A 21,007-nucleotide genomic window follows, 5' to 3' on the forward strand; every position below is an offset into this window, starting at 1 on the left:
CGTGTAGGTCGTGTCGCGCAGGTCGTGTCGTCCGGGGCGCGCCCGACGGGACGTCCGGGTGGAGCGTCCGCGCGGGGCGTCGACTGTTCCGTGCGAGAGAAGCATGTGACATAGTACTGATGTGAGCAAGCCATTTACCTGCGATGTCGTGGTCGTCGGAGCCGGAATGGTGGGTGCTGCCTGCGCCCTGTACGCGGCTCGCGCGGGCCTCGACGTCGCCGTGGTGGACCGCGGTCCGGTGTCCGGCGGCACGACCGGCGCGGGGGAGGGAAATCTGCTCGTCTCCGACAAGGGGCCCGGGCCCGAGCTCGATCTCGCGCTGCTCTCGGGGCGCCTGTGGGCCGACCTCGCGCAGGAACGTGCGGAGGCGATCGAGTACGAGGCCAAGGGCGGCGTCGTCGTGGCCTCCACGCCCGAGGGCCTGGCCGCGCTGGAGGCCTTCGCGGCGGGCCAGCGGACGGCCGGCGTCCTGGCCGAACCTGTCGCCGCCGATCAACTCCACGATCTGGAACCGTACTTGGCGCCCGGACTCGCGGGTGGCGTGCGCTATCCGCAGGACACCCAGGTGATGCCCGCCCTGGCCGCCGCGCATCTTCTCCGGGCTTCGGGCGCGCGGCTGCTGACCGGGCGCACCGTGACCGAGGTGCTGCGCGCGAGGGACGGCTCGGTCACCGGCGTGCGCACCGACCGGGGTGATCTGCACGCGCCGGCCGTCGTCAACGCGGCCGGGACGTGGGGCGCGGCGGTGGCCTCCCTCGCCGGTGTCACCCTTCCCGTGCTGCCCCGCCGAGGCTTCGTCCTCGTCACCGAACCCCTGCCGCGCCGGGTGCGCCACAAGGTGTACGCCGCGGACTACGTCGCCGACGTCGCCAGCGACTCCGCCGCTCTCCAGACCTCGCCGGTGGTGGAGGGGACCGCGGCCGGCCCGATCCTGATCGGCGCGAGCCGGGAACGGGTCGGCTTCGACCGGTCGTTCTCGCTGCCCGTCGTACGCGAACTCGCCGCGGGGGCCACGCGGCTCTTTCCCTTCCTGTCGGAGGTGCGCGCCCTGCGGACCTATCTCGGCTTCCGGCCCTACCTGCCCGACCACCTGCCCGCGATCGGCCCCGACCCCCGGGCGCCCGGTCTCTTCCACGCCTGCGGGCACGAAGGAGCGGGCATCGGACTGTCCACCGGCACCGGACAGCTCATCGCGCAGGTCCTGGCCGGCAAGACACCCGAGCTCGACCTCGAGCCGTTCCGGCCCGACCGTTTCCCCGAGGAGGCCGCGTGAACCCCCTGGACCTCGTACGGGCCGAACCCGGCCCCGGGTTCACCGTCACCCTCGACGGCCGGGACATCGAGGTGCTGCCCGGCCGGACCGTCGCCGCCGCACTGTGGGCCGCGGGCGTCACCTCCTGGCGCACCACCCGCGACGCGGGCCGGCCCCGGGGCGTCTTCTGCGGCATCGGGGTCTGCTTCGACTGCCTCGTCACCGTCAACGACCGCCCCAATCAGCGGGCCTGTCTGGTCCCGCTGGAGCCGGGCGACACGATCCGCACGCAGGAAGGCACGGGCCACGATGACTGACGGACGCCACCGCCTCGCGGTGATCGGCGCGGGCCCGGCCGGCCTCGCCGCGTCCCTCGCCGCGGCGGCACGCGGCATCCATGTGACGCTGATCGACTCGGCCGCGGCGGCGGGCGGGCAGTTCTACCGCCGGCCCGCGAGCGGTCTCGGCGCTCGACGGCCCCGTGCGCTGCACCACCAGTGGCGTACCTGGGAACGGCTGGAACAGGGGCTCGCGGCACACCTGGAAACGGGCACGATCGAGCACATGACGGACCATCATGTGTGGCTCGTCGAACGAACCGGGGCGACGACCACTGGTGCCGGGGCGACGATCACCGGTGCCGGGCCCCAGGGCACAGGCCACGACACCTTCGCCGAGCACGGGCACACCACCGCCCCCGCCGCCCGACCGGGATTCACCGTCCACGCCCTCCTCGGCCCTCTCCAGGAACGCTCCGTCACCGTGCGCGCCGACGCCGTGCTCCTCGCCACCGGTGGATACGAGAAGGTGCTGCCGTTCCCGGGCTGGACCCTGCCCGGTGTCGTGACCGCGGGCGGCGCGCAGGCCATGCTCAAGGGCGGCCTCGTCGTGCCGGGGCGGACCGCGGTCGTCGCGGGCACCGGACCGCTGCTGCTGCCCGTGGCGACCGGGCTGGCGGCCGCCGGAGTGGAGATCGCGGCCCTCGTGGAGTCCGCCGGTCCCAGAGCGTTCGTCCGCAGGGCCGGGGCGCTGGCGGCTCAGCCGGGCAAGCTCGTCGAGGGAGCCCGTTACGCCGTTCAACTCGTGCGCCACCGCGTGCCGTTCGTCTCGTCGCACACCGTCGTCGAGGCGCATGGTGAGGAGCGGCTCGAAGCCGTCACCGTCGCCGCGCTCGGCCCCGACGGGCGGGTCAGGACCGGAACCGAGCGCCGCATCCCCTGCGACACGCTCGCCGTCGGACACGGCATGATCCCGCACACCGATCTCGCCGAGGCGCTCGGCTGCCGCATCGACGGGCTGAGGGTCGAGGTGGACGAGGAGCAGCGCACCGACGTGCCCGGCGTCTGGGCCGCGGGCGAGACCACCGGCATCGGCGGCTCCGCGCTCTCCCTGGCCGAGGGGCACATCGCGGGCCGGTCGATCGCCGCCCGGCTCTCCGGTGCCGCACCCGACCCGCGTGCGGTGGCCCGAGCGGTCAAGTCCCGTACGAGGATGCGCACCTTCTTCGCCGCGCTCGACACCGTGTACGCGCCGCCCGCGCACTGGGTGGACCAGGTCACCGACGACACCGTGGTGTGCCGCTGCGAGGAGGTCAGCGGCGGCCGTGTCCGCGAGGCCGTCGCCGACCTCGGCGCGGGCGACGTACGGACGGTCAAGCTGCTCACCCGCGCCGGGATGGGGTGGTGCCAGGGCCGGATGTGCGAACCCGCGGTCGCCGGGCTCGTCGGCTGCGAACAGACGCCCGCACGAAGGCTGTTGGCGCGCCCGGTGCCGCTCGGCGTGCTCGCCCGTGCCGGTACGGACGGCGACGGCGGAACCCCGGGCCGGGACTCGTCCCCTGCCCGGGAGTGAGCCGACCCGCGACGGCCCCGTCCGCCTCGACCTCGCTCCCGACGTCGACCTCAGTAAAATGTCACACCGTATCGAGAGGGATGAGCAGCTCATGACCGTCACCCCCGACAGCCGACCCTGGCGCGGCGTCCTCGTCGCCACCGCGCTCCCGCTGAACGACGACCTCTCCGTGAACCACGACCGGTACGCCGAGCACTGTGCCTGGCTCGTCGAGAACGGCTGCGACGGCGTCGTACCGAACGGCTCGCTCGGTGAGTACCAGGTGCTCACGCCCGAAGAGCGCGCCAAGGTCGTCGAGACCGCCGTCGCCGCGATCGGCGGGGCCCGGGTGATGCCCGGCGTCGCCGCGTACGGCTCGGCCGAGGCCCGCCGCTGGGCGGAGCAGGCCAGGGACGCGGGCTGCGGCGCCGTGATGCTGCTGCCGCCCAACGCCTACCGCGCGGACGAGCGCTCCGTGCTCGCCCACTACGAAGAGGTCGCCCGGGCGGGCATCCCCGTCGTCGCGTACAACAACCCGATCGACACCAAGGTCGACCTCGTGCCCGAACTCCTCGCCGAGCTGCACGCCGCCGGGTCCATCCAGGGGGTCAAGGAGTTCTCAGGCGATGTGCGCCGCGCCTACCGCATCGCGGAACTGGCTCCGGAACTCGACCTGTTGATCGGCGCGGACGACGTCCTGCTCGAGCTCGCCCTCGCCGGCGCCAAGGGCTGGGTGGCCGGCTACCCGAACGCGCTGCCCCGGGCGAGCGTCGAGCTCTACCGCGCCGCGGTCGCCGGTGACCTCGACACGGCGGGCAAGCTCTACCGACAGCTGCACCCGCTGCTGCGCTGGGACTCCCAGGTCGAGTTCGTCCAGGCCATCAAGCTGTCGATGGACATCGTGGGACGCCACGGCGGTCCGGTCCGGCCGCCACGCGTCCCGCTGCTGCCCGAGCAGGAGGCCGCCGTGCGCCTGGCGACGGAGCGGGCTGTCGCCGCCGGTCTCGCCTGACCGTACCGACCTCCGACCTCCAGGCCCCCGCCGACACCACTAAGGAGTGCCATGCGCAGCAAACTCGTCCTGCACGCCGTCGACTCGCACACCGAGGGCATGCCCACCCGGGTGATCACCGGCGGGATCGGCACGATCCCGGGCGCGACCATGAACGAGCGGCGGCTGTACTTCCGTCAGCACCGCGACGACATCAAACAGCTCCTGATGAACGAGCCGCGCGGCCACGCGGCGATGAGCGGCGCCATCCTCCAGCCGTCCACCCGCCCGGACTGCGACTACGGCGTGATCTACATCGAGGTGTCGGGCTATCTGCCGATGTGCGGGCACGGCACGATCGGGGTGGCGACCGTGCTGGTGGAGACCGGCATGGTCGAGGTCGTCGAGCCCGTCACCACGATCCGGCTCGACACCCCGGCGGGCCTCGTCGTCGCCGAGGTCGCCGTGGAGGACGGCGCGGCCATGGCGGTCACGCTCAAGAACGTGCCGTCCTTCGCCGTCGGCCTCGACCGCAAGGCCACCCTCGCCGACGGGCGCACGGTGACGTACGACCTGGCCTACGGCGGGAACTTCTACGCGATCCTGCCGCTGGAACAGTTCGGCCTCCCCTTCGACCGCTCCCGCAAGGACGAGATCCTCGCGGCGGGACTGGCGCTGATGGACGCGGTCAACGCCGAGGGCGAGCCCGTGCACCCCGAGGACCCGTCCATCCGCGGCTGCCACCACGTCCACCTGTACGCCCCCGGGGCGACGGCCCGCTTCTCGCGGCACGCGATGGCGATCCACCCCGGCTGGTTCGACCGTTCGCCCTGCGGTACGGGGACCAGCGCGCGCATGGCCCAGCTGCACGCCCGTGGTGAACTCCCGCTGCACACCGAGTTCGTGAACGAGTCCTTCATCGGGACACAGTTCACCGGCCGGCTGCTCGGCACCACCGAGGTGGCCGGAACGCCCGCCGTGCTGCCCAGCTTCACGGGGCGCGCGTGGATCACGGGGACGGCTCAGTATCTGCTCGACCCCACGGACCCGTTCCCGGCCGGATTCGTCCTGTGAGCGGCCCCGCTCCGGAGCGTAGATACTGGTAGCTCGAGTAACACGTGATATGGCACATGGCCGGTGCGATGAGACGACGCACCGGCCCGTACGAGGAGACCCCGATGGCCGCCCAGCGCAGCAGCGCACCCTCAGCCGCTCCCGACCTGCCCACCCTGGGCGGCAAGAAGAGCAGCTATCGCGAGCGCGTGGCCGACGCGCTGCGCGCCGCGCTGATCGCGGGCGAACTGCGGGCCGGCGAGGTCTACTCGGCGCCCATGCTGGCGGCCCGCTTCGGTGTCTCCGCGACACCGGTCCGCGAGGCCATGCTCGACCTGGCCAAGGAGGGCCTGGTCGACACGGTGCCCAACAAGGGGTTCCGGGTCACGGCGGTCTCCGAGAAGCAGCTCGACGAATACACCCACATCCGTTCGCTGATCGAGATCCCCACCGTCGTCCAGCTGGCCACCACGGCGGACCCCGTCTCGCTGGAGGCGCTGCGTCCGGCCGCCCGGGAGATCGTGACCGCGGCGGCGGCCGGTGACCTCATCGCCTACGTGGAGGCGGACATCCGCTTCCACCTCGGCCTCCTCGCCCTCGCGGGAAACGCCCATCTGGTCGAGGTCGTCGGCGACCTGCGCAAGCGCTCGCGCCTGTACGGGCTCAACGCCCTGGTCGAGGCGGGCCGTCTGGAGGCCTCGGCCGAGGAGCACCTGGAACTCCTCGACGCCCTGCTCGACCGCGACGAGCATGCCGTACGCGCGGTGATGACGCGCCACCTGGGCCATGTCCGCGGTCTGTGGGCCGCACCCTGACGGGGCCGCCGACGCGAAGGTGAAGTGGGCGTACTTCTACGCAAGCAGCTTGCATTTCTTGCGCTATTCTTGCGCTCATGACGCGACGACTTGCTCAGGTGGCGAAGAAGGTCGGGGTCAGTGAGGCCACGGTCAGCCGGGTGCTCAACGGCAAGCCCGGAGTCTCCGACTCCACCCGGCAGGCGGTTCTCTCCGCCCTCGACGTCCTCGGCTACGAGCGGCCGACCCAGCTGCGCGGCGAACGGGCCCGGCTCGTCGGGCTAGTCCTGCCCGAGCTGCAGAACCCGATCTTCCCGGCCTTCGCCGAGGTGATCGGCGGAGCGCTCGCGCAGCTCGGCCTCACCCCGGTGCTGTGCACCCAGACCAAGGGCGGCGTCTCCGAGGCCGACTACGTGGAGCTGCTGCTCCAGCAGCAGGTCTCCGGCGTGGTGTTCGCCGGCGGTCTGTACGCGCAGGCCGACGCGCCGCACGACCACTACCGCCAGCTCGCGGACCGCAACATTCCGGTGGTGCTGGTCAACGCGGCCATCGAGCACCTCGGCTTCCCCTGCGTCTCCTGCGACGACGCCGTGGCCGTCGAGCAGGCCTGGCGCCATCTCGACTCGCTCGGTCACGAGCGGATCGGGCTCGTCCTCGGACCCGGCGACCACATGCCCTCGGGCCGCAAGCTCGCGGCGGCCCGCGCCCTCGCGCCGCACCTGCCCGACGAGCACGTCGCCCGGGCGATGTTCTCGCTGGAGGGCGGTCAGGCCGCGGCCACCCGGCTGCTCGACCGCGGGGTGACGGGCATCATCTGCGCCAGCGACCCGCTCGCGCTCGGCGCCGTACGGGCCGCACGGCGCAAGGGGCTCAGCGTCCCGGGCGAGATCTCCGTCGTCGGGTACGACGACTCGGCGTTCATGAACTGCACCGAACCCCCGCTGACCACGGTCCGCCAGCCGATCGAGGCCATGGGCCGCGCCGCGGTGGAGCTGCTGAACGCACAGATCGGCGGCAGCAGCGTGACCGCCGAAGAGCTCCTGTTCGAACCGGAGTTGGTGGTGCGCGGGTCGACCGCGCAGGCGCCCCGCGACTGAGGCCGCAAACACCCGCCGCAGAGACCACTTCTGCTGTCAAATAATTACAGATTCTGCGCGACATCTTGCGGACAGATGTCGGCGGTGCTTGAGTGTGCGGCGCCAGAACACGGCGGCACGCCCGCCGTGGGCCTTCCTCGCTCCTGCCCGAAGGGGTCCACCAATGAGAAGCACCGGGTTCCGCCGTACCGCCGTCATGCTCATGGCGTCCTCCCTCGCGCTCGCCGCCACCGCCTGCGGTTCGAGCGACGACGACACGGCCGACGGAAAGACCCGCATCACGGTCAACTGCGAGCCGCCGAAGAGCGCCAAGGTCGACCGCTCGTTCTTCGACGCCGACATCAAGGCGTTCGAGAAGGCCAACCCGGACATCGACGTCGTCGCCCACGACGCGTTCCCGTGTCAGGACCCCAAGACCTTCGACGCCAAGCTGGCCGGCGGCCAGATGGAGGACGTGTTCTACACGTACTTCACCGACGCCAAGCACGTCGTCGACGTCAACCAGGCTGCCGACATCACGAGTTACGTCAAGGACCTCAAGAGCTACAGCACCATCCAGCAGCAACTGCGCGACATCTACACCGTCGACGGCAAGATCTACGGCATCCCCCGAACCGGCTACTCGATGGGCCTCATCTACAACAAGGCGCTCTTCGAGAAGGCCGGCCTCGACCCCGACAAGCCCCCGGCCACCTGGGAAGAGCTGCGCGCGGACGCCAAGAAGATAGCCGCGCTCGGCAAGGGCACCGTCGGCTACGCGGACTACAGCGCCCAGAACCAAGGCGGTTGGCACTTCACCGCCGAGCTCTACTCGCAGGGCGGGAACGTCGTCGGCGAGGACGGCAAGAAGTCCACGATCGACAGTCCCGAGGGCAAGGCGGTCCTGCAGAACCTCAAGGACATGCGCTGGAGCGACAACTCCATGGGCACCAAGCAGCTGCTGGTCATCAACGACGTCCAGCAGATGATGGGTTCCGGCAAGCTCGGCATGTACCTCTCCGCGCCCGACAACATCCCGATCCTCGTCAAGGAGAAGGGCGGGAACTACAAGGACCTCGCTCTCGCGCCCATGCCCGGCGGCAAGGGCACGCTCATCGGCGGCGACGGCTACATGTTCAACAAGAAGGCCACCCCGGAGCAGATCAAGGCCGGCCTGAAGTGGCTGGAGCACATGTTCCTGACACCCGGCGACGGCTTCCTCGGCGACTACGCCCGCGCCAAGCAGAACGACGCCCCGGTCGGCCTGCCCGAGCCCCGCCTGTTCACCGGTGCCGCGGACACCAAGGACCAGGAGGTCAAGAAGGCCAACGCGAACGTGCCCGTGGAGAACTACCAGGCCTTCCTCGACGGCAACCAGAGCCTGCAGATGAAGATCGAGCCCCCGCAGGCCCAGCAGATCTACTCCGTTCTCGACGGCGCCGTGTCCGCGGTCCTCACCAAGAAGGACGCCGACATCGACCAGCTCCTCAAGGACGCCTCCGGCAAGATCGACTCCATTCTGGCCCGAGGCTGACACCGTTCATGAAGACCGCATCGAAGCCCCCCGCGGCGTTCCCTCCGGCCGCCGTCGGCGTGCCGGAGGCGCCGCGGCCGGCGGGACGCCGGCCCGGGCCCCCCTGGCGCCGGCGCCTGGCCGACCAGTCCCGCGCCTACGCCTTCCTGATCGGCGGCCTCCTCTGCTTCGCGCTGTTCTCCTGGTACCCGGCGATCCGTGCGGTCGTGATCGCCTTCCAGAAGTACACGCCGGGCAGCGGCGGCGAGTGGGTCGGCACCGCCAACTTCACCCGGGTCTTCCACGACCCGGAGTTCACGGCCGCCTGGCGCAACACCCTCACCTTCACGCTCCTCGCCCTGCTCATCGGCTTCGCCGTCCCCTTCGTGATGGCGCTGGTGCTCAATGAACTGAGGCACGCGAAGGCGTTCTTCAGAGTCGTGGTCTATGTGCCGGTGATGATCCCGCCGGTGGTCAGCGCCCTGCTGTGGAAGTGGTTCTACGATCCTGGAGCGGGCCTTGCCAACGAGACGCTGCGCTTCCTGCACCTGCCGACCTCGAACTGGTCCAACGGCGCCGACACCGCCCTCGTCTCGCTGGTCATCGTCGCCACCTGGGCCAACCTCGGCGGCACCGTCCTCATCTACCTCGCCGCGCTCCAGAGCATCCCCGGCGAGCTGTACGAGGCGGCCGAACTGGACGGCGCGAGCCTCCTGCAGCGGATCCGGCACGTCACGATCCCGCAGACCCGCTTCATCATCCTCATGCTGATGCTCCTTCAGATCATCGCCACCATGCAGGTGTTCACGGAGCCGTTCGTGATCACCGGCGGCGGCCCTGAGGACAAGACCGTCACGGTGCTCTACCTGATCTACAAGTACGCCTTCCTCTACAACGACTTCGGAGGGGCCTGCGCGCTGAGCGTCATGCTGCTCGTCCTGCTCAGCGCCTTCTCCGCCCTGTACCTGCGGCTGACCCGCTCGGAAGGGGACGACACATGAGCACCCGCACCCTGGTCTCCCCGCTCACCCTGGCCCGCCCCCGCGGCAAGGCCGTCTACTGGACCGTCTTCTGCGGTGTCGTCCTGCTGTTCGCGCTGGCCTTCCTGTTCCCCGTCTACTGGATGGTCACCGGCGCCATGAAGTCGCCGGACGAGGTGACGCGCACGCCGCCGACCCTCGTACCCGACCGGTGGCACCTGTCCGGCTACACCGACGCGTGGGACCTGATGGACCTGCCCACGCACCTGTGGAACACGATCGTCCAGGCGGCGGGGGCATGGCTCCTCCAGCTCGTCCTCTGCACCGCCGCCGCGTACGCCCTGTCCAAGCTCAAGCCGGCCTTCGGCAAGGTGATCCTCGGCGGCATCCTCGCCACCCTGATGGTCCCGGCGCAGGCCCTGGTCGTCCCGAAGTACCTGACGGTCGCCGACCTCCCCCTCATCCACACCAGCCTGCTCAACGACCCGCTGGGCATCTGGCTGCCGGCCGTCGCCAACGCCTTCAACCTCTATCTCCTCAAACGCTTCTTCGACCAGATCCCGCGCGACGTCCTGGAGGCCGCCGAGATCGACGGCGCCGGAAAACTGCGCACCCTGTGGTCGATCGTGCTGCCGATGTCCCGGCCCGTCCTCGGAGTAGTGTCGATCTTCGCCCTGGTCGCCGTCTGGCAGGACTTCCTCTGGCCGCTGATGGTCTTCTCCGACACCGACAAGCAGCCCATCAGCGTGGCGCTCGTCCAGCTGTCGCAGAACATCCAACTGACCGTGCTCATCGCCGCGATGGTGATCGCCAGCATCCCCATGGTCGTGATGTTCCTGGTGTTCCAGCGGCACATCATCGCCGGGATCAGCGCGGGCAGCACGAAGGGCTGACGCCTGTACGTGACCTCCTCGAACGAAAGGCAACGCACCGTGGGACAGCCCCGCCCTGCCCGAAATCAGTCCGCGTGGTGGCGTTCCGCCGTCATCTACCAGGTGTACGTCCGCAGCTTCGCGGACGGCGACGGTGACGGCACAGGCGACCTCGCGGGCGTCCGCGCCAGACTTCCCTACCTCGCCGAACTCGGCGTGGACGCCCTGTGGTTCAACCCCTGGTATCTCTCACCTCTGGCCGACGGCGGCTACGACGTCGCCGACTACCGCGCCATCGACCCGGCCTTCGGGACACTCGCCGAGGCGGAGAAACTGATCGCCGAGGCCCGGGAACTGGGCATCCGCACCCTGGTCGACATCGTCCCGAACCATGTCTCCGACCAGCACCCGTGGTTCCGGGCGGCCCTGGCGGGCGGACCGGAGCGCGAGCTCTTCCACTTCCGCCCCGGCCGCGGCGAACACGGTGAACTCCCGCCCAACGACTGGCCGTCCCAGTTCGCGGGCTCCGCCGAACCGGTGTGGACCCGGCTGCCCGACGGCGACTGGTATCTCCACCTCTTCACCCCCGAGCAGCCCGACCTCAACTGGGCCCACCCGGCCGTCCGCCAGGAGCACGAGGAGATCCTGCGCTTCTGGTTCGAGCGGGGGGTGGCGGGCGTGCGCATCGACTCGGCCGCGCTGCTCGCCAAGGACCCGGACCTGCCCGACTTCGTCGAGGGCCGCGACCCGAACCCGTACGTCGACCGCGACGAACTCCACGACATCTACCGCTCCTGGCGAGCGGTCGCCGACGCCTACGACGGGGTCTTCGTCGGCGAGGTCTGGCTCCCCGACACCGAGCGCTTCGCCCGCTATCTGCGCCCCGACGAACTGCACACCGCGTTCAACTTCTCCTTCCTGTCCTGCCCTTGGGACGCCGCGCGGCTGCGTACCTCGATCGACGAGACCCTCGCCGAGCACGCACCCGTGGGCGCGCCCGCCACCTGGGTGCTGTGCAACCACGACGTGACCCGTACGGTCACCCGCTACGGCCGCACCGACACCGGCTTCGACTTCACCGCCAAGGCCTTCGGCACGCCCACCGATCTGGCTCTCGGCACCCGCCGGGCCCGCGCCGCCGCACTGCTCTCGCTCGCCCTGCCCGGCTCCGTGTACGTCTACCAAGGGGAGGAACTCGGCCTGCCCGAGGTCGAGTTGCCGCTCGAGAGCATCCAGGACCCGATGCACTTCCGCTCCGGCGGCACGGACCCGGGCCGTGACGGCTGCCGGGTCCCGCTGCCCTGGGCGGCCGATGCGCCCTACGCCGGATTCGGCGGCGACCCCTGGCTGCCGCAACCGGCCGGCTGGCCCGCCCACGCCGCCGACCGGCAGGCCGAGGACCCCGCCTCGATGCTGAGCCTCTACCGTGCCGCGCTCCGCATCCGCCGAACCGAACCGGGTTTCGGCGACGGCCCCCTCAGCTGGCTGCCCGCACCGGAGGGCGTCCTCGCCTTCGCCCGTACGGACGGTCTGCGCTGCGTCGTCAATCTGGCCGACGGGCCGGTCGAACTGCCGGAGCACTCCGAACTCCTGCTCAACAGCGGCCCGTTGGACGCCGACGGCTTCCTTCCGCCGGACACCGCGGTGTGGCTGCGCGCCTGAGGCCGCCGATCCACGCAGCGCACGGCACCACGGTCACTGTCGCGCTGCCGGCCGGAACGGGCCCGCGCCGGCTGCGACCGAACGTCACCGCCGACACCGGCCGGCCGGCCGGGCAGCTCAGTGAGGTGGAGGCGTATCCGCCTTCGTGACCGCCTCCCCGCGCTTCGCCGCCTGGATCTGCTCGTACACATGGGTCCGCAGCTCGGCGAAGCGCGGGGCGACCCGGGTGTGCAACTGGTCCCGCTCCTCGGGGAGATCGACCTTCAGCTGCTCCTGCACGACGGTGGGGGAGGCCGAGAGGATCAGCACCCGCTCGCCCAGATAGACGGCCTCGTCGATGTCATGGGTCACGAACAGGATCGTGATGCCGCGCTGCCGCCACAGCCGGCGCACCAGGTCCTCCAGATCGGCGCGGGTCTGCGCGTCGACGGCCGCGAACGGCTCGTCCATGAGCAGGACCTCGGGTTCGTACGCGAGGGCCCGCGCGATGGCGACCCGCTGCTGCATCCCGCCGGACAGCTGCCACGGATAGGCCCCCGCGGCATCGGCCAGGCCGACGGACTCCAACGCGTCGGCGACCAGCTCCCGCCGCCGCGTCCTGCTCAGATTCTTCTGCTTCAGCGGCAGTTCGACGTTCTCGCCGACCCGCATCCAGGGAAACAGGCTGCGTCCGTACTCCTGGAACACGAACGCCATGCCGGGCGGCGGGCCGCTCACCCGCCGGCCCGCGAGCAGAACCTCGCCCGACGTCGGAGCCAGCAGGCCGCCCATGCACTTCAGCAGCGTGGTCTTGCCGCAGCCCGACGGGCCGACCAGACAGACGAGTTCACCCGCGTCCACCGTGAAGGTGAGGTCCCGGACCGCCTCCACCCGGCGCCCTGACCCCTCGTAGACCTTCCGCAGGCCGGATACGACCAAAGACGCGTGCATGGACCGCCCTTTCGCGAGCGTCACGAGGACCGCCGGGAGGAGTCCCGAAGACCGTGGTACCAGCCGAGCACCCGGCGCTCGACCAGCTGGAAGACGACCGAGAGGACGAAGCCGAGCAGGCCGAGGACGAGGATTCCCGTCCACATGTCGGGGATCGCGAAGCCGCGCTGGAACTGCACGATGGTGAAGCCGAGTCCGTTGCTGGCCGCGAACATCTCACTGATGACCATCAGGATGATCCCGATGGACAGCGCCTGGCGCAGGCCCGCGAAGATCTGAGGGCTCGCCGACGGCAGGACGACGGCGCGCATCCGGGCCGGTCCGGTGATGCCGTACGAGCGGGCCGTCTCGGACATCACGGAGTCGACGGCGCGCACTCCCTCGACCGTGTTCAGCAGGACCGGCCAGACGCAGCCGCTCGCGATCACGACGATCTTCATCGTGTCCCCGATGCCCGCGAACAGCATGATGACCGGAACGAGGACCGGCGGCGGCACCGCCCGCAGGAACTCCAGGACCGGTTCGCACACGGCCCGCACCCTCCGGTACGAGCCGATGACGGTGCCGAGCGCGACACCCACGACCGCCGCCGACGCGTAGCCGGCGAGCAGCCGCAGCAGGCTGGGCACCAGGTCGGCGCGGAGCCGGTCGCGCGTCCAGACGTCGGGGAACGTCCTGAGGATCGTGCGCAGCGGCGGCCAGTAGACATCGGTGCTGCCGTCCGACGCGAGCCACCAGACGGCGATCAGCAGCACCGGGAGCGCGACCACGAACAGCACCCGCAGGGGGAGGCTTCCCCACATGCTCGGCCTGGTCGGTTCGGGCGGGATGGCCGTCACACCGCCACCTCCCCGCGCACCGACTGGTGCCAGGCCAGCGCGTGCCGCTCCACCGACCGCGCGCCCACGTTGATCAGGAGTCCGAGCAGGCCCGTGACCACGATCAGCGCGTACATCTCCGGCACGGCCTGCGAGGTCTGGGCGACCGCGATGCGGGCGCCCAACCCCGGTGCGCCGATGACGAGTTCGGCGGTGACGGTGAGGATGAGCGCGACCGAAGCGGCCAGCCGGACGCCCGTCATGACGTACGGGAGGGCTGTCGGCCACAGCACATGGCGGACCCGGGCCCAGGTGCCGAGACCGTACGAGCGCGCCGTCTCCTCCGCCACCGGGTCGACGTCCCGCACGCCGTACATGACCTGGACGAGGACCTGCCAGAAGGACGCGTAGACGACGAGCAGGAGCACCGACCGCAGCTCGGTGCCGTAGAGGAGGACGGCGAGCGGGATCAGGGCCACGGAGGGGATGGGACGCAGGAACTCGATCGTCGAGGCGGTCACCTCGCGCAGATACGGCACCACCGAGACGACCACGCCCACCACGATGCCCGCACCGACCGCGATCGCCAGGCCCAGCGCCCAGCCGGTGAGGGTGTCGCCGAGATCGGTCCAGAAGGCGCCGTCGGACATCTCGTCGCCGAAGGCCCGGGCGATCCGGCTCGTCGGAGGGAAGTACTCCTCCTTGACCACGCCGAGCCGCGGCACCACCTCGCCGAGGGCGAGGAAGGCCGCGAGCCCGGCGGTGCCCAGAGCGGCGTTCACGGCCCACCCGGCGGAGCCACTGCCACGCGCTTGCTTCCGCTTCACGGCAGCAGCTTGTCCAGATCGGGCGCCGTCTTGAAGAGGCCGTCCTTTTCGCCCAGCTTCTCCAGCGCCTCGATCGAGGTCCGGTTCGGCTCGGCCGGCCACTTGGGCAGGGTCACCTCGGCCAGCACGGCCGCCGGGATCTTCGTGTACGTGGTGACGATGTCCCTGACCTCGTCCGGGTGGGCGTCGGCGTAGGCGAGCGACTCCGCGGTGGCCTCCTGGAACTTCTTCACCACGTCGGGGTGCTGCGACGCGTACTGGTTCGAGGTGAAGTACATGGCGACCGTGAGGTCCTCGGCCACGTCGACCAGGGACGAGGCGATCTCGGTGGCGCCCTGGCTCTTGACCGTCGCGAGCGCGGGCTCGACCACCATGGCGGCGTCGATCTGGCCGCTGTCGAGGGCCGCGGGCATCTGGTCGAAGGCGAGCTCGACGAACTTCACCTTGGACGGGTCGCCGCCCGCCTTGGTCACCGACTCGCGCACGGCCGTCTCGTTGATGTTCTTCACGGTGTTGACGGCGACCTTCTTCCCCTCCAGGTCCTTCGCCGAGCTGATGGCGCTGCCCTTCTTGACCGTGATGGCGCCGAAGTCCTTGCCGGCGACACCCGTCGACGCGACGCCGTTGGCGATGGCCTTCACGGGAACGCCGTTGGACTGGGCGATCATCAGCGAGGTCATGTTGGAGAACCCGAACTGGAACTGGCTCGAGACGACACCCGGAACGATCGCCGCGCCGCCCTGCGCGGCCGTCATCGACAGTTTCAGGCCGCGCTTGCTGTAGAAGCCCTTCTTCTGGCCCAGATAGACCGGGGCGACATCGACGATGGGGATGATCCCCACCTTGACGGTGGTGGTACCGCCGGACGAAGAGTTCTTGTCCGAGGCGCCACCGCCGTCGGACGAACCGCAGGCCGACGCGGCGACCAGGAAGGCTCCGACCGCGATACCGGCGAGCAGACGACGCATGGCTCCTCCTGTGCAGACGAAAGTGTTCCGACAGGTTGTGCGCACACCGCACAATGGTGCTCAGCGCGAAGGTAGAACCCTGTCCGTGCCGGGTCAATGGCCTTGGCTAACAATATTGTTGACAGTAACCGAAATGCGCTCTCGGTCTCCGCGGGAGCGCTCCGTGTGTCCCTCTGGAGGCGACGATGCCTGCAGCAGCCCGAGCGCCCCACTTCGTCCGATCCTTCGAACGCGGACTCGCCGTCATCCGTGTGTTCGGCGCCGACCGACCGGAACTGACACTCAGCGAGGTCGCCCGCGGCTGCGGCCTGACCCGCGCCGCGGCACGCCGCTTCCTGCTGACCCTGGTCGATCTCGGGTACGTCCGCACGGACGGCCGGGTCTTCCGGCTCACCCCGCGCGTGCTGGAACTCGGCTACGCCTATCTCTCCGGTTTCACCCTCCCGGAGATCGCCCTGCCGCACCTGAAGCAACTCGCCGAACAGGTGGGGGAGTCGAGCTCGCTCTGCGTCCTCGACGGCGACGACGTCGTGTACGTTGCGCGGGTCCCCACCCGGCGCATCATGACGGCGACGATCACCGTCGGCACCCGCTTCCCCGCCCACGTCACCTCCGTGGGCAGGGTGATCCTCGCGCACCTCGCCGACGCGGAGATCGACGCCCTGCTGGAGCGAGCCGATCTGCGGTCCCTGACGGAGCGCACGATCGTCTCGCGGGCCCTCCTGAAGGCGGAGCTCGGCCGGGTGCGGCGGCAGGGATACGCCATCGTCGACCAGGAGCTGGAGGAGGGCCTGCGCTCGGTCGCCGCCCCGGTGCGGGACCGGGACGGCACCGTGGTGGCGGCCGCGAACATCCCCGTGCACGCCAGCCGCAACAGCCTCGGATCCGTCCGCCGCGACCTGCTTCCCCACCTGCTGGCGACGGTCGCGCGGATCGAGGGGGACCTCGCGGTCACAGGTCCAGCACGAGCCTCTTCCCACGGCAGCGGGACACGCAGATGAGCATCGTCTCGCCGGCCTCCCGCTCCTCGTCCGTGAGCACCGAGTCCCGGTGGTCCGGCGTCCCCTCGAGCACGTCGGTCTCGCAGGTCCCGCAGGTGCCCTCGGTGCAGGAGAAGAGCACCTCGACACCGGCGGCGCGCACGGTGTCGAGGACGGAGACGCCGGGGGCGACGGTCAGGGTGTGCCCCGACCGGTCGAGAGCCACCTCGAACTCCGTGTCCCCGGCCGCCTCCTGGGGCCTCGGCCGGAACCGCTCCACGTGCAGCAGCGCGGCCGGGCACCGCTCCTCCACCGCGTCGAGCAGGGGGCCGGGGCCGCAGCAGTAGACGAGGGTGCCCTCGGGGACCCGGTCGAGCACGGGGGCGAGGTCCAGCAGTCCGGTCTCGTCCTGCGGAGCGAGGGTGACCCGGGCGCCGTATCGCCCCAACTCCTCGGTGAACGCCATGGAACCGCGCGTCCGCCCGCCGTAGAGCAGTGACCACTCGGCGCCCGCCGCCTCGGCCGCGGCGAGCATCGGCAGGATCGGGGTGATGCCGATGCCGCCCGCGACGAACCGGTAGCGCGGGGCGGGCGCCAGCGCGAAGTGATTGCGCGGACCACGGACGCGGACCGTGTCCCCCTCTCCCAACCGCCCGTGGACGTGCGCCGATCCGCCTCGTCCGTCCGGCTCGCGCAGCACCGCGATCCGCCAGGCCCGGCGGTCCGTCGGATCACCGCACAGGGAGTACTGCCTCTCCAGGTCCGGACCGAGGACGACGTCGATGTGGGCGCCCGGCTCCCAGGGCGGGAGTTCCGCGCCGAGCGGATGGCGCAGGGTCAGGGCGAGCACGCCGTCGGCGACGGACTCCCGCCGCCCGACGACGAGTTCGGCTTCGTGCGCGGTCATGAGGCACCCCTCCGTGGTGCGGGGCCGCCTTCGCGCGATCCGCCCCGGTCTCCCTGCGATCCGCCCCGGTTCCCCCGCGGTCCGGGTCCGCCGCCCCGCGGTCCCCCGTCGCTCGCCCGTGGTCCGACGCCCTTCCCCGGTGCTTCGTGACCCTCGGGGTGGGCGAGCATCCACTCCCACATCGCGATCGGGTCCTTGGCGGTGTGCTCGGCGCCGCAGTGACAGGTTCCGTGCAGCACGTCGGTGCCCGGGACCCAGTCCACGCGGTAGATCTCGCCGGTGGGGCCGGTCACAGGACCCTCTCCACGGGCTTTGCGCCCTCCTCGACCAGCCGGGCGAGGATACGGCGGGCGGCGAGGCCGCCGGTGTCGATGTTGATGCTCAGCTCCTGGTAGCCGTCGCGTTCGGTGCCGAGGGTCTTCTGGAGGAGGTTGAGCGCGTCGACGTCCTGCATCACGACCGTGTGGTTGAAGTCCCGCAGGAAGGTGGTGACTTCGTCGTCCGAGCGGGCGAAGTCGCGGGAGACCGCCCAGAAGTCGTAGACCTTGCCGTCGCCGGACGGCGTGATCGCGTACGTGATCTCGGTGTGGAATCCGTGCGGGTCGCTGCCGTCCGCCTCCGGCAGTACACCGGCCGGCGCGATCCTGCTGTGCAGCAGATAGAGGCAGGGCGCGTGGTACTCGATGTCCTGCCAGCGCGTGATGCGGCCCTCGATACCGGTCGAACGGGCGTAGAACGGCGGGCACTCGGCGTCGTCCATATGCCGCGAGACGCGCACGATCCCCGCGCCCTCGTCGACCTCGGTGGCGATCGGCGTCTCGGCGACCTCGGGCGTGCCGATGTAGCCGCCGTGCAGATACGTCTCGTGCGAGAGGTCGAGGAGATTGTCGACGAGCAGTCCGTAGTCCGCGTCGATGGGCTCCATGCCGCTGACCGTCGTCCAGTCCGGCGAGTCCATGTGCGGGGCGCGCGGGACGGCCCCCGGGTCGGCGAGAGCCGGGTCGCCGATCCAGACCCAGACGAACAGGTCCTGTTCGACGACCGGGTACGAGGCGACACGGGCGGTGCGCGGGATCCGTTTCTGCCCCGGCACGTACACGCAGGCGCCCGTCGTGTCGTACGTGAACCCGTGGTAGCCGCACACGATCCGGTCACCGTCGAGCCGGCTCTCCGAGAGCGGGAAGCGCCGGTGCACACAGCGGTCGGACAGGGCGACGGCCGTCCCGTCCTCCTCGGCCCGGTAGAGGACGAGCGGTTCACCGAGGACCGTCCGTCCGAGCAACGCGCGCCCGACTTCGTAGGTATAGGCGACGACGTACCACTGGTTCCTGGCGAAGGCGGTTGTGTGAGGCATGGGGGCTGGCTCCCGTCTCTGATGGTGATGGCATCGTTCGGGCCGACATCACTGGGCCGCAAGACGACTTCCGTCTCACGGAAGTTGTCCGATGTAATGCCAGGTCAGCGGGGTGGTGCGTGAGTGTCCTCCTCGGTGGAGTCGGGGATGCTCGTCCACTGGGTCGCCGCGCCGACCTCGATCTCCCGTGGCTATTTGAGCCACGTTTTCGCTCATAAGTTATGCACGTATGGCCGTTTTCCGAGTGCTGTGGCGAATCTGATGCCGGGTCAGACAAGTGCGTCCAGCAGCCGCAGGGCGTTTCCGCGCAGTCCAGCACGCCCCGCCCCGCTTTCGTGCCCCTCCCTGACCCTTGCGATCGCCATGGCCACGACCCTGTGCGGCCGCCGTTTCCGGGCGATCCGATGGACTATGAGGAAGGAGGAGGACCCGCTGGCGCCCGGAAGGAGCGGAACGCGCCGCACGGAACTCTCCGGGTCTACCTCGGGGCAGCCCCCGGGGTAGGCAAGACGTACGACATGCTCGGCGAGGGACGGCGCCGCGCGGAGCGGGGCACCGATGTGGTCATCGCCTTCGTGGAGGACTACGGCCGTCCGCTGACCCGGCAGATGGCCCAGGGGCTCGAGACCGTGCCCCGCAAGACCATGCGCTACCGGGAGGCGACCTTCACCGAGACGGACCTCGACGCCGTACTGGCGCGCCACCCGAAGGTTGCGCTGGTCGACGAACTCGCGCGCACCAACATTCCCGGCTGCCGCAACGAGAAACGCCGGCAGGACATCGAGGAACTGCACGGTGGCGGCGAAGTCCACGGCCGCCGGCCGACCGGCGGCCGGCGCCATGTCCAGCCCTCGGAAGAAGTCCGGGCACGACCGGGGGAGGAGGTCGCTGACGGTTCTGCCGACGCCAGAGCGGGGTCACGGTGGTGGTGCGGGCGAGGTGGTTGGCCAAGGGGCGAAGCCGCGGGGCGGCCTGTCGCATGGTCGTCCTCGTCGGCTGGAGGACTTGCCGGACTGCAGCGATCACTGGTGGGTCAGCCCGCGCTCCGGCTACCTGCTGCGGACGCCTCAGCGCTGTGAGACTGAGCCCGGTGCAGCCAGTATTCGGGCTCACCGATCGCAGCAGTCCTGTCTGGCGAAGTGCCGCACCGCGAGCAGGGGGAGCGTCCGTACCGACGCGCCGTGGCGTGTACCGGCGTTGTCCCCTTTCCGCCGCATGGGGGAGGTGAACAACGCCGGTGTGTTGTGGGCTGCTTTGCTCAGTTGGTGGTGAGCATGCCTTCGCGGAGCTTGGCGAGGGTGCGGTTGAGGAGGCGGGAGACATGCATCTGGGAGACGCCGAGGTGTTCGCCGATCTGGGCCTGGGTGAGTTCGTCGACGAAGCGCATGTGGATGATGCGGCGTTCACGTTCGTCGAGCTGGGAGATCAGAGGGGCGAGCGCGTTGAAGTCCTCGACGAGTTCGAGGGCGGTGTCGTCGATGCCGATGAAGTCGGCGAGGGCGGCTTCACCGTCTTCGCTGGAGGTGATGGCGGCGTCGAGGGAGGCCGAGTTGTAGGCGTTCGCGGCCTTCCGGGCCTCGATGACATCCCTCTCCGACAGGGACATCAGCTCGGACAGTTCCCGTGTGGTGGGCATGCGGCCGAGCCGGCTGCGGAGCTCCTCGGTGGCCTTGGCGAGCGCCACGCGTGCTTCCTGCAGCCGGCGCGGGACGTGGACGGCCCACGTGGTGTCACGGAAAAAGCGCTTGATCTCACCGACGATGTAGGGGACGGCGAAGGAGGTGAACTCGACCTCGCGGGACAGCTCGAAACGGTCGATGGCCTTGATCAGTCCGATCGTGCCGACCTGGACGATGTCCTCCATCTCGTCCTGTCCGCGGCTGCGGAAGCGCGCGGCCGCGAACTGGACGAGGGTGATGTTCATTTCGATGAGGGTGTTGCGCGCGTACTGGTACTCGGGCGTGCCCTCTTCCAGTACGGCGAGCTGGTCGAAGAACAGCCTCGACAGCTCGCGGGCGTCCTTCGGAGCGACCTGCGACGGGTCACTGATCTCCGGCAGCACAACGGTCCGCGCCCCTGCCGTCTCGGTCACTGTCATGCTCGTCCCCTCCTGCGTGATCCAGCCTCATATGCCGCCTGCTCCCGAACGGCCAGAGACGGCGTACCCGCAGTTGAGGCATGCATGCCAGGCAATTCCGCA

The 21,007-nt window shown here is 70.3% G+C and carries 21 protein-coding genes; 13 read left to right on the forward strand and 8 right to left on the reverse strand.

Going from position 1 to position 21,007, the window contains the following annotated elements; translation table 11 throughout:
• Window positions 1–121 precede the first annotated feature (121 nt).
• From OG788_RS36005 to OG788_RS36055, 11 genes are all read left to right on the forward strand, one after another.
• A complete protein-coding gene (locus OG788_RS36005) occupies window positions 122–1,273 on the forward strand; it encodes an NAD(P)/FAD-dependent oxidoreductase (protein WP_406375217.1) in 1,152 nt (383 codons plus the stop codon).
• Window positions 1,270–1,569 (forward strand): (2Fe-2S)-binding protein, encoded by a 300-nt coding sequence (locus OG788_RS36010; protein ID WP_351546729.1) that lies wholly within the window; start codon window positions 1,270–1,272, stop codon window positions 1,567–1,569. The genes OG788_RS36005 and OG788_RS36010 overlap by 4 nt, the downstream gene beginning before the upstream one ends.
• Window positions 1,562–3,103, forward strand: coding sequence for an FAD-dependent oxidoreductase (locus OG788_RS36015; RefSeq protein WP_406375218.1), 1,542 nt, complete (start codon window positions 1,562–1,564; stop codon window positions 3,101–3,103). Before OG788_RS36010 ends, OG788_RS36015 begins: the two co-directional genes overlap by 8 nt.
• A gap of 91 nt (window positions 3,104–3,194) precedes the next feature.
• Entirely contained in the window at window positions 3,195–4,094 is a 900-nt protein-coding gene (locus OG788_RS36020; RefSeq protein ID WP_406375219.1) for a dihydrodipicolinate synthase family protein, read from the forward strand.
• 51 nt (window positions 4,095–4,145) lie between these two features.
• On the forward strand, window positions 4,146–5,147 hold the full coding sequence (locus OG788_RS36025; RefSeq protein ID WP_351546737.1) for a proline racemase family protein: 1,002 nt from the start codon (window positions 4,146–4,148) through the stop codon (window positions 5,145–5,147).
• Window positions 5,148–5,251: 104 nt separating this feature from the next.
• Window positions 5,252–5,941, forward strand: a complete 690-nt coding sequence (locus OG788_RS36030; protein WP_351546805.1) for a GntR family transcriptional regulator — start codon at window positions 5,252–5,254, stop codon at window positions 5,939–5,941.
• A gap of 77 nt (window positions 5,942–6,018) precedes the next feature.
• Window positions 6,019–7,017: a LacI family DNA-binding transcriptional regulator gene (locus OG788_RS36035; RefSeq protein ID WP_406375220.1), complete on the forward strand. Its 999-nt coding sequence runs from the start codon at window positions 6,019–6,021 to the stop codon at window positions 7,015–7,017.
• Between the two features lie 163 nt (window positions 7,018–7,180).
• Window positions 7,181–8,530, forward strand: a complete 1,350-nt coding sequence (locus tag OG788_RS36040) for an extracellular solute-binding protein (protein ID WP_351546743.1) — start codon at window positions 7,181–7,183, stop codon at window positions 8,528–8,530.
• A gap of 8 nt (window positions 8,531–8,538) precedes the next feature.
• A complete protein-coding gene (locus OG788_RS36045) occupies window positions 8,539–9,510 on the forward strand; it encodes a carbohydrate ABC transporter permease (RefSeq protein WP_406375221.1) in 972 nt (323 codons plus the stop codon).
• Window positions 9,507–10,382, forward strand: coding sequence for a carbohydrate ABC transporter permease (locus OG788_RS36050; protein WP_356753956.1), 876 nt, complete (start codon window positions 9,507–9,509; stop codon window positions 10,380–10,382). Before OG788_RS36045 ends, OG788_RS36050 begins: the two co-directional genes overlap by 4 nt.
• Window positions 10,383–10,421: 39 nt before the next feature.
• Complete coding sequence (locus OG788_RS36055) at window positions 10,422–12,023, forward strand: glycoside hydrolase family 13 protein (RefSeq protein ID WP_406375222.1); 1,602 nt, start codon at window positions 10,422–10,424, stop codon at window positions 12,021–12,023.
• A 117-nt stretch (window positions 12,024–12,140) separates the two neighbouring features.
• Here the strand turns inward: OG788_RS36055 and OG788_RS36060 are convergent, their stop codons facing one another.
• The 4 genes from OG788_RS36060 to OG788_RS36075 are packed head-to-tail and all read right to left on the reverse strand — an operon-like array spanning window position 12,141 to window position 15,566.
• On the reverse strand, window positions 12,141–12,953 hold the full coding sequence (locus OG788_RS36060; protein ID WP_406375223.1) for an ABC transporter ATP-binding protein: 813 nt from the start codon (window positions 12,951–12,953) through the stop codon (window positions 12,141–12,143).
• 20 nt (window positions 12,954–12,973) lie between these two features.
• Complete coding sequence (locus tag OG788_RS36065) at window positions 12,974–13,756, reverse strand: ABC transporter permease (protein ID WP_406376938.1); 783 nt, start codon at window positions 13,754–13,756, stop codon at window positions 12,974–12,976.
• Window positions 13,757–13,788: 32 nt separating this feature from the next.
• Entirely contained in the window at window positions 13,789–14,598 is an 810-nt protein-coding gene (locus OG788_RS36070; protein ID WP_406375224.1) for an ABC transporter permease, read from the reverse strand.
• Window positions 14,595–15,566 carry an ABC transporter substrate-binding protein gene (locus OG788_RS36075; protein ID WP_406375225.1) on the reverse strand — a complete coding sequence of 324 codons (972 nt, stop codon included), beginning with the start codon at window positions 15,564–15,566 and terminating at the stop codon, window positions 14,595–14,597. Before OG788_RS36075 ends, OG788_RS36070 begins: the two co-directional genes overlap by 4 nt.
• Window positions 15,567–15,751: 185 nt before the next feature.
• Between OG788_RS36075 and OG788_RS36080 the strand changes: the two genes are divergently transcribed.
• Complete coding sequence (locus OG788_RS36080; protein WP_406375226.1) at window positions 15,752–16,567, forward strand: IclR family transcriptional regulator C-terminal domain-containing protein; 816 nt, start codon at window positions 15,752–15,754, stop codon at window positions 16,565–16,567.
• Here the strand turns inward: OG788_RS36080 and OG788_RS36085 are convergent.
• The 3 genes from OG788_RS36085 to OG788_RS36095 are packed head-to-tail and all read right to left on the reverse strand — an operon-like array spanning window position 16,518 to window position 18,807.
• On the reverse strand, window positions 16,518–17,453 hold the full coding sequence (locus OG788_RS36085; protein WP_406375227.1) for a PDR/VanB family oxidoreductase: 936 nt from the start codon (window positions 17,451–17,453) through the stop codon (window positions 16,518–16,520). The genes OG788_RS36080 and OG788_RS36085 overlap by 50 nt on opposite strands.
• The gene (locus OG788_RS36090) at window positions 17,450–17,746 is read right to left on the reverse strand and encodes a hypothetical protein (RefSeq protein WP_406377042.1); all 297 of its coding nucleotides are present in this window, start codon (window positions 17,744–17,746) and stop codon (window positions 17,450–17,452) included. The genes OG788_RS36085 and OG788_RS36090 overlap by 4 nt, the downstream gene beginning before the upstream one ends.
• A complete protein-coding gene (locus OG788_RS36095) occupies window positions 17,743–18,807 on the reverse strand; it encodes a Rieske 2Fe-2S domain-containing protein (RefSeq protein WP_406375228.1) in 1,065 nt (354 codons plus the stop codon). The genes OG788_RS36090 and OG788_RS36095 overlap by 4 nt, the downstream gene beginning before the upstream one ends.
• A 404-nt stretch (window positions 18,808–19,211) precedes the next feature.
• On the opposite strand from OG788_RS36095, the gene OG788_RS36100 reads away from it, so the two are divergent.
• Window positions 19,212–19,886: a hypothetical protein gene (locus OG788_RS36100; protein WP_406375229.1), complete on the forward strand. Its 675-nt coding sequence runs from the start codon at window positions 19,212–19,214 to the stop codon at window positions 19,884–19,886.
• A gap of 179 nt (window positions 19,887–20,065) precedes the next feature.
• Here the strand turns inward: OG788_RS36100 and OG788_RS36105 are convergent, their stop codons facing one another.
• Complete coding sequence (locus OG788_RS36105) at window positions 20,066–20,905, reverse strand: RNA polymerase sigma factor SigF (protein WP_406375230.1); 840 nt, start codon at window positions 20,903–20,905, stop codon at window positions 20,066–20,068.
• Window positions 20,906–21,007: the final 102 nt, after the last annotated feature.

Origin of the sequence: Streptomyces sp. NBC_00647 (genome assembly GCF_045207245.1) — a bacterium.
GTDB lineage: Bacteria > Actinomycetota > Actinomycetes > Streptomycetales > Streptomycetaceae > Streptomyces.

Coding starts and splice junctions, on each gene's coding strand:
- OG788_RS36105 (WP_406375230.1), bottom strand. CDS start 20,905: ATGACAGTGACCGAGACGGCAGGGGCGCGGACCGTTGTGCTGCCGGAG.
- OG788_RS36030 (WP_351546805.1), top strand. CDS start 5,252: ATGGCCGCCCAGCGCAGCAGCGCACCCTCAGCCGCTCCCGACCTGCCC.
- OG788_RS36045 (WP_406375221.1), top strand. CDS start 8,539: ATGAAGACCGCATCGAAGCCCCCCGCGGCGTTCCCTCCGGCCGCCGTC.
- OG788_RS36100 (WP_406375229.1), top strand. CDS start 19,212: ATGGACTATGAGGAAGGAGGAGGACCCGCTGGCGCCCGGAAGGAGCGG.
- OG788_RS36050 (WP_356753956.1), top strand. CDS start 9,507: ATGAGCACCCGCACCCTGGTCTCCCCGCTCACCCTGGCCCGCCCCCGC.
- OG788_RS36080 (WP_406375226.1), top strand. CDS start 15,752: ATGCCTGCAGCAGCCCGAGCGCCCCACTTCGTCCGATCCTTCGAACGC.
- OG788_RS36040 (WP_351546743.1), top strand. CDS start 7,181: ATGAGAAGCACCGGGTTCCGCCGTACCGCCGTCATGCTCATGGCGTCC.
- OG788_RS36065 (WP_406376938.1), bottom strand. CDS start 13,756: ATGTGGGGAAGCCTCCCCCTGCGGGTGCTGTTCGTGGTCGCGCTCCCG.
- OG788_RS36060 (WP_406375223.1), bottom strand. CDS start 12,953: ATGCACGCGTCTTTGGTCGTATCCGGCCTGCGGAAGGTCTACGAGGGG.
- OG788_RS36035 (WP_406375220.1), top strand. CDS start 6,019: ATGACGCGACGACTTGCTCAGGTGGCGAAGAAGGTCGGGGTCAGTGAG.
- OG788_RS36020 (WP_406375219.1), top strand. CDS start 3,195: ATGACCGTCACCCCCGACAGCCGACCCTGGCGCGGCGTCCTCGTCGCC.
- OG788_RS36015 (WP_406375218.1), top strand. CDS start 1,562: ATGACTGACGGACGCCACCGCCTCGCGGTGATCGGCGCGGGCCCGGCC.
- OG788_RS36025 (WP_351546737.1), top strand. CDS start 4,146: ATGCGCAGCAAACTCGTCCTGCACGCCGTCGACTCGCACACCGAGGGC.
- OG788_RS36095 (WP_406375228.1), bottom strand. CDS start 18,807: ATGCCTCACACAACCGCCTTCGCCAGGAACCAGTGGTACGTCGTCGCC.
- OG788_RS36085 (WP_406375227.1), bottom strand. CDS start 17,453: ATGACCGCGCACGAAGCCGAACTCGTCGTCGGGCGGCGGGAGTCCGTC.
- OG788_RS36075 (WP_406375225.1), bottom strand. CDS start 15,566: ATGCGTCGTCTGCTCGCCGGTATCGCGGTCGGAGCCTTCCTGGTCGCC.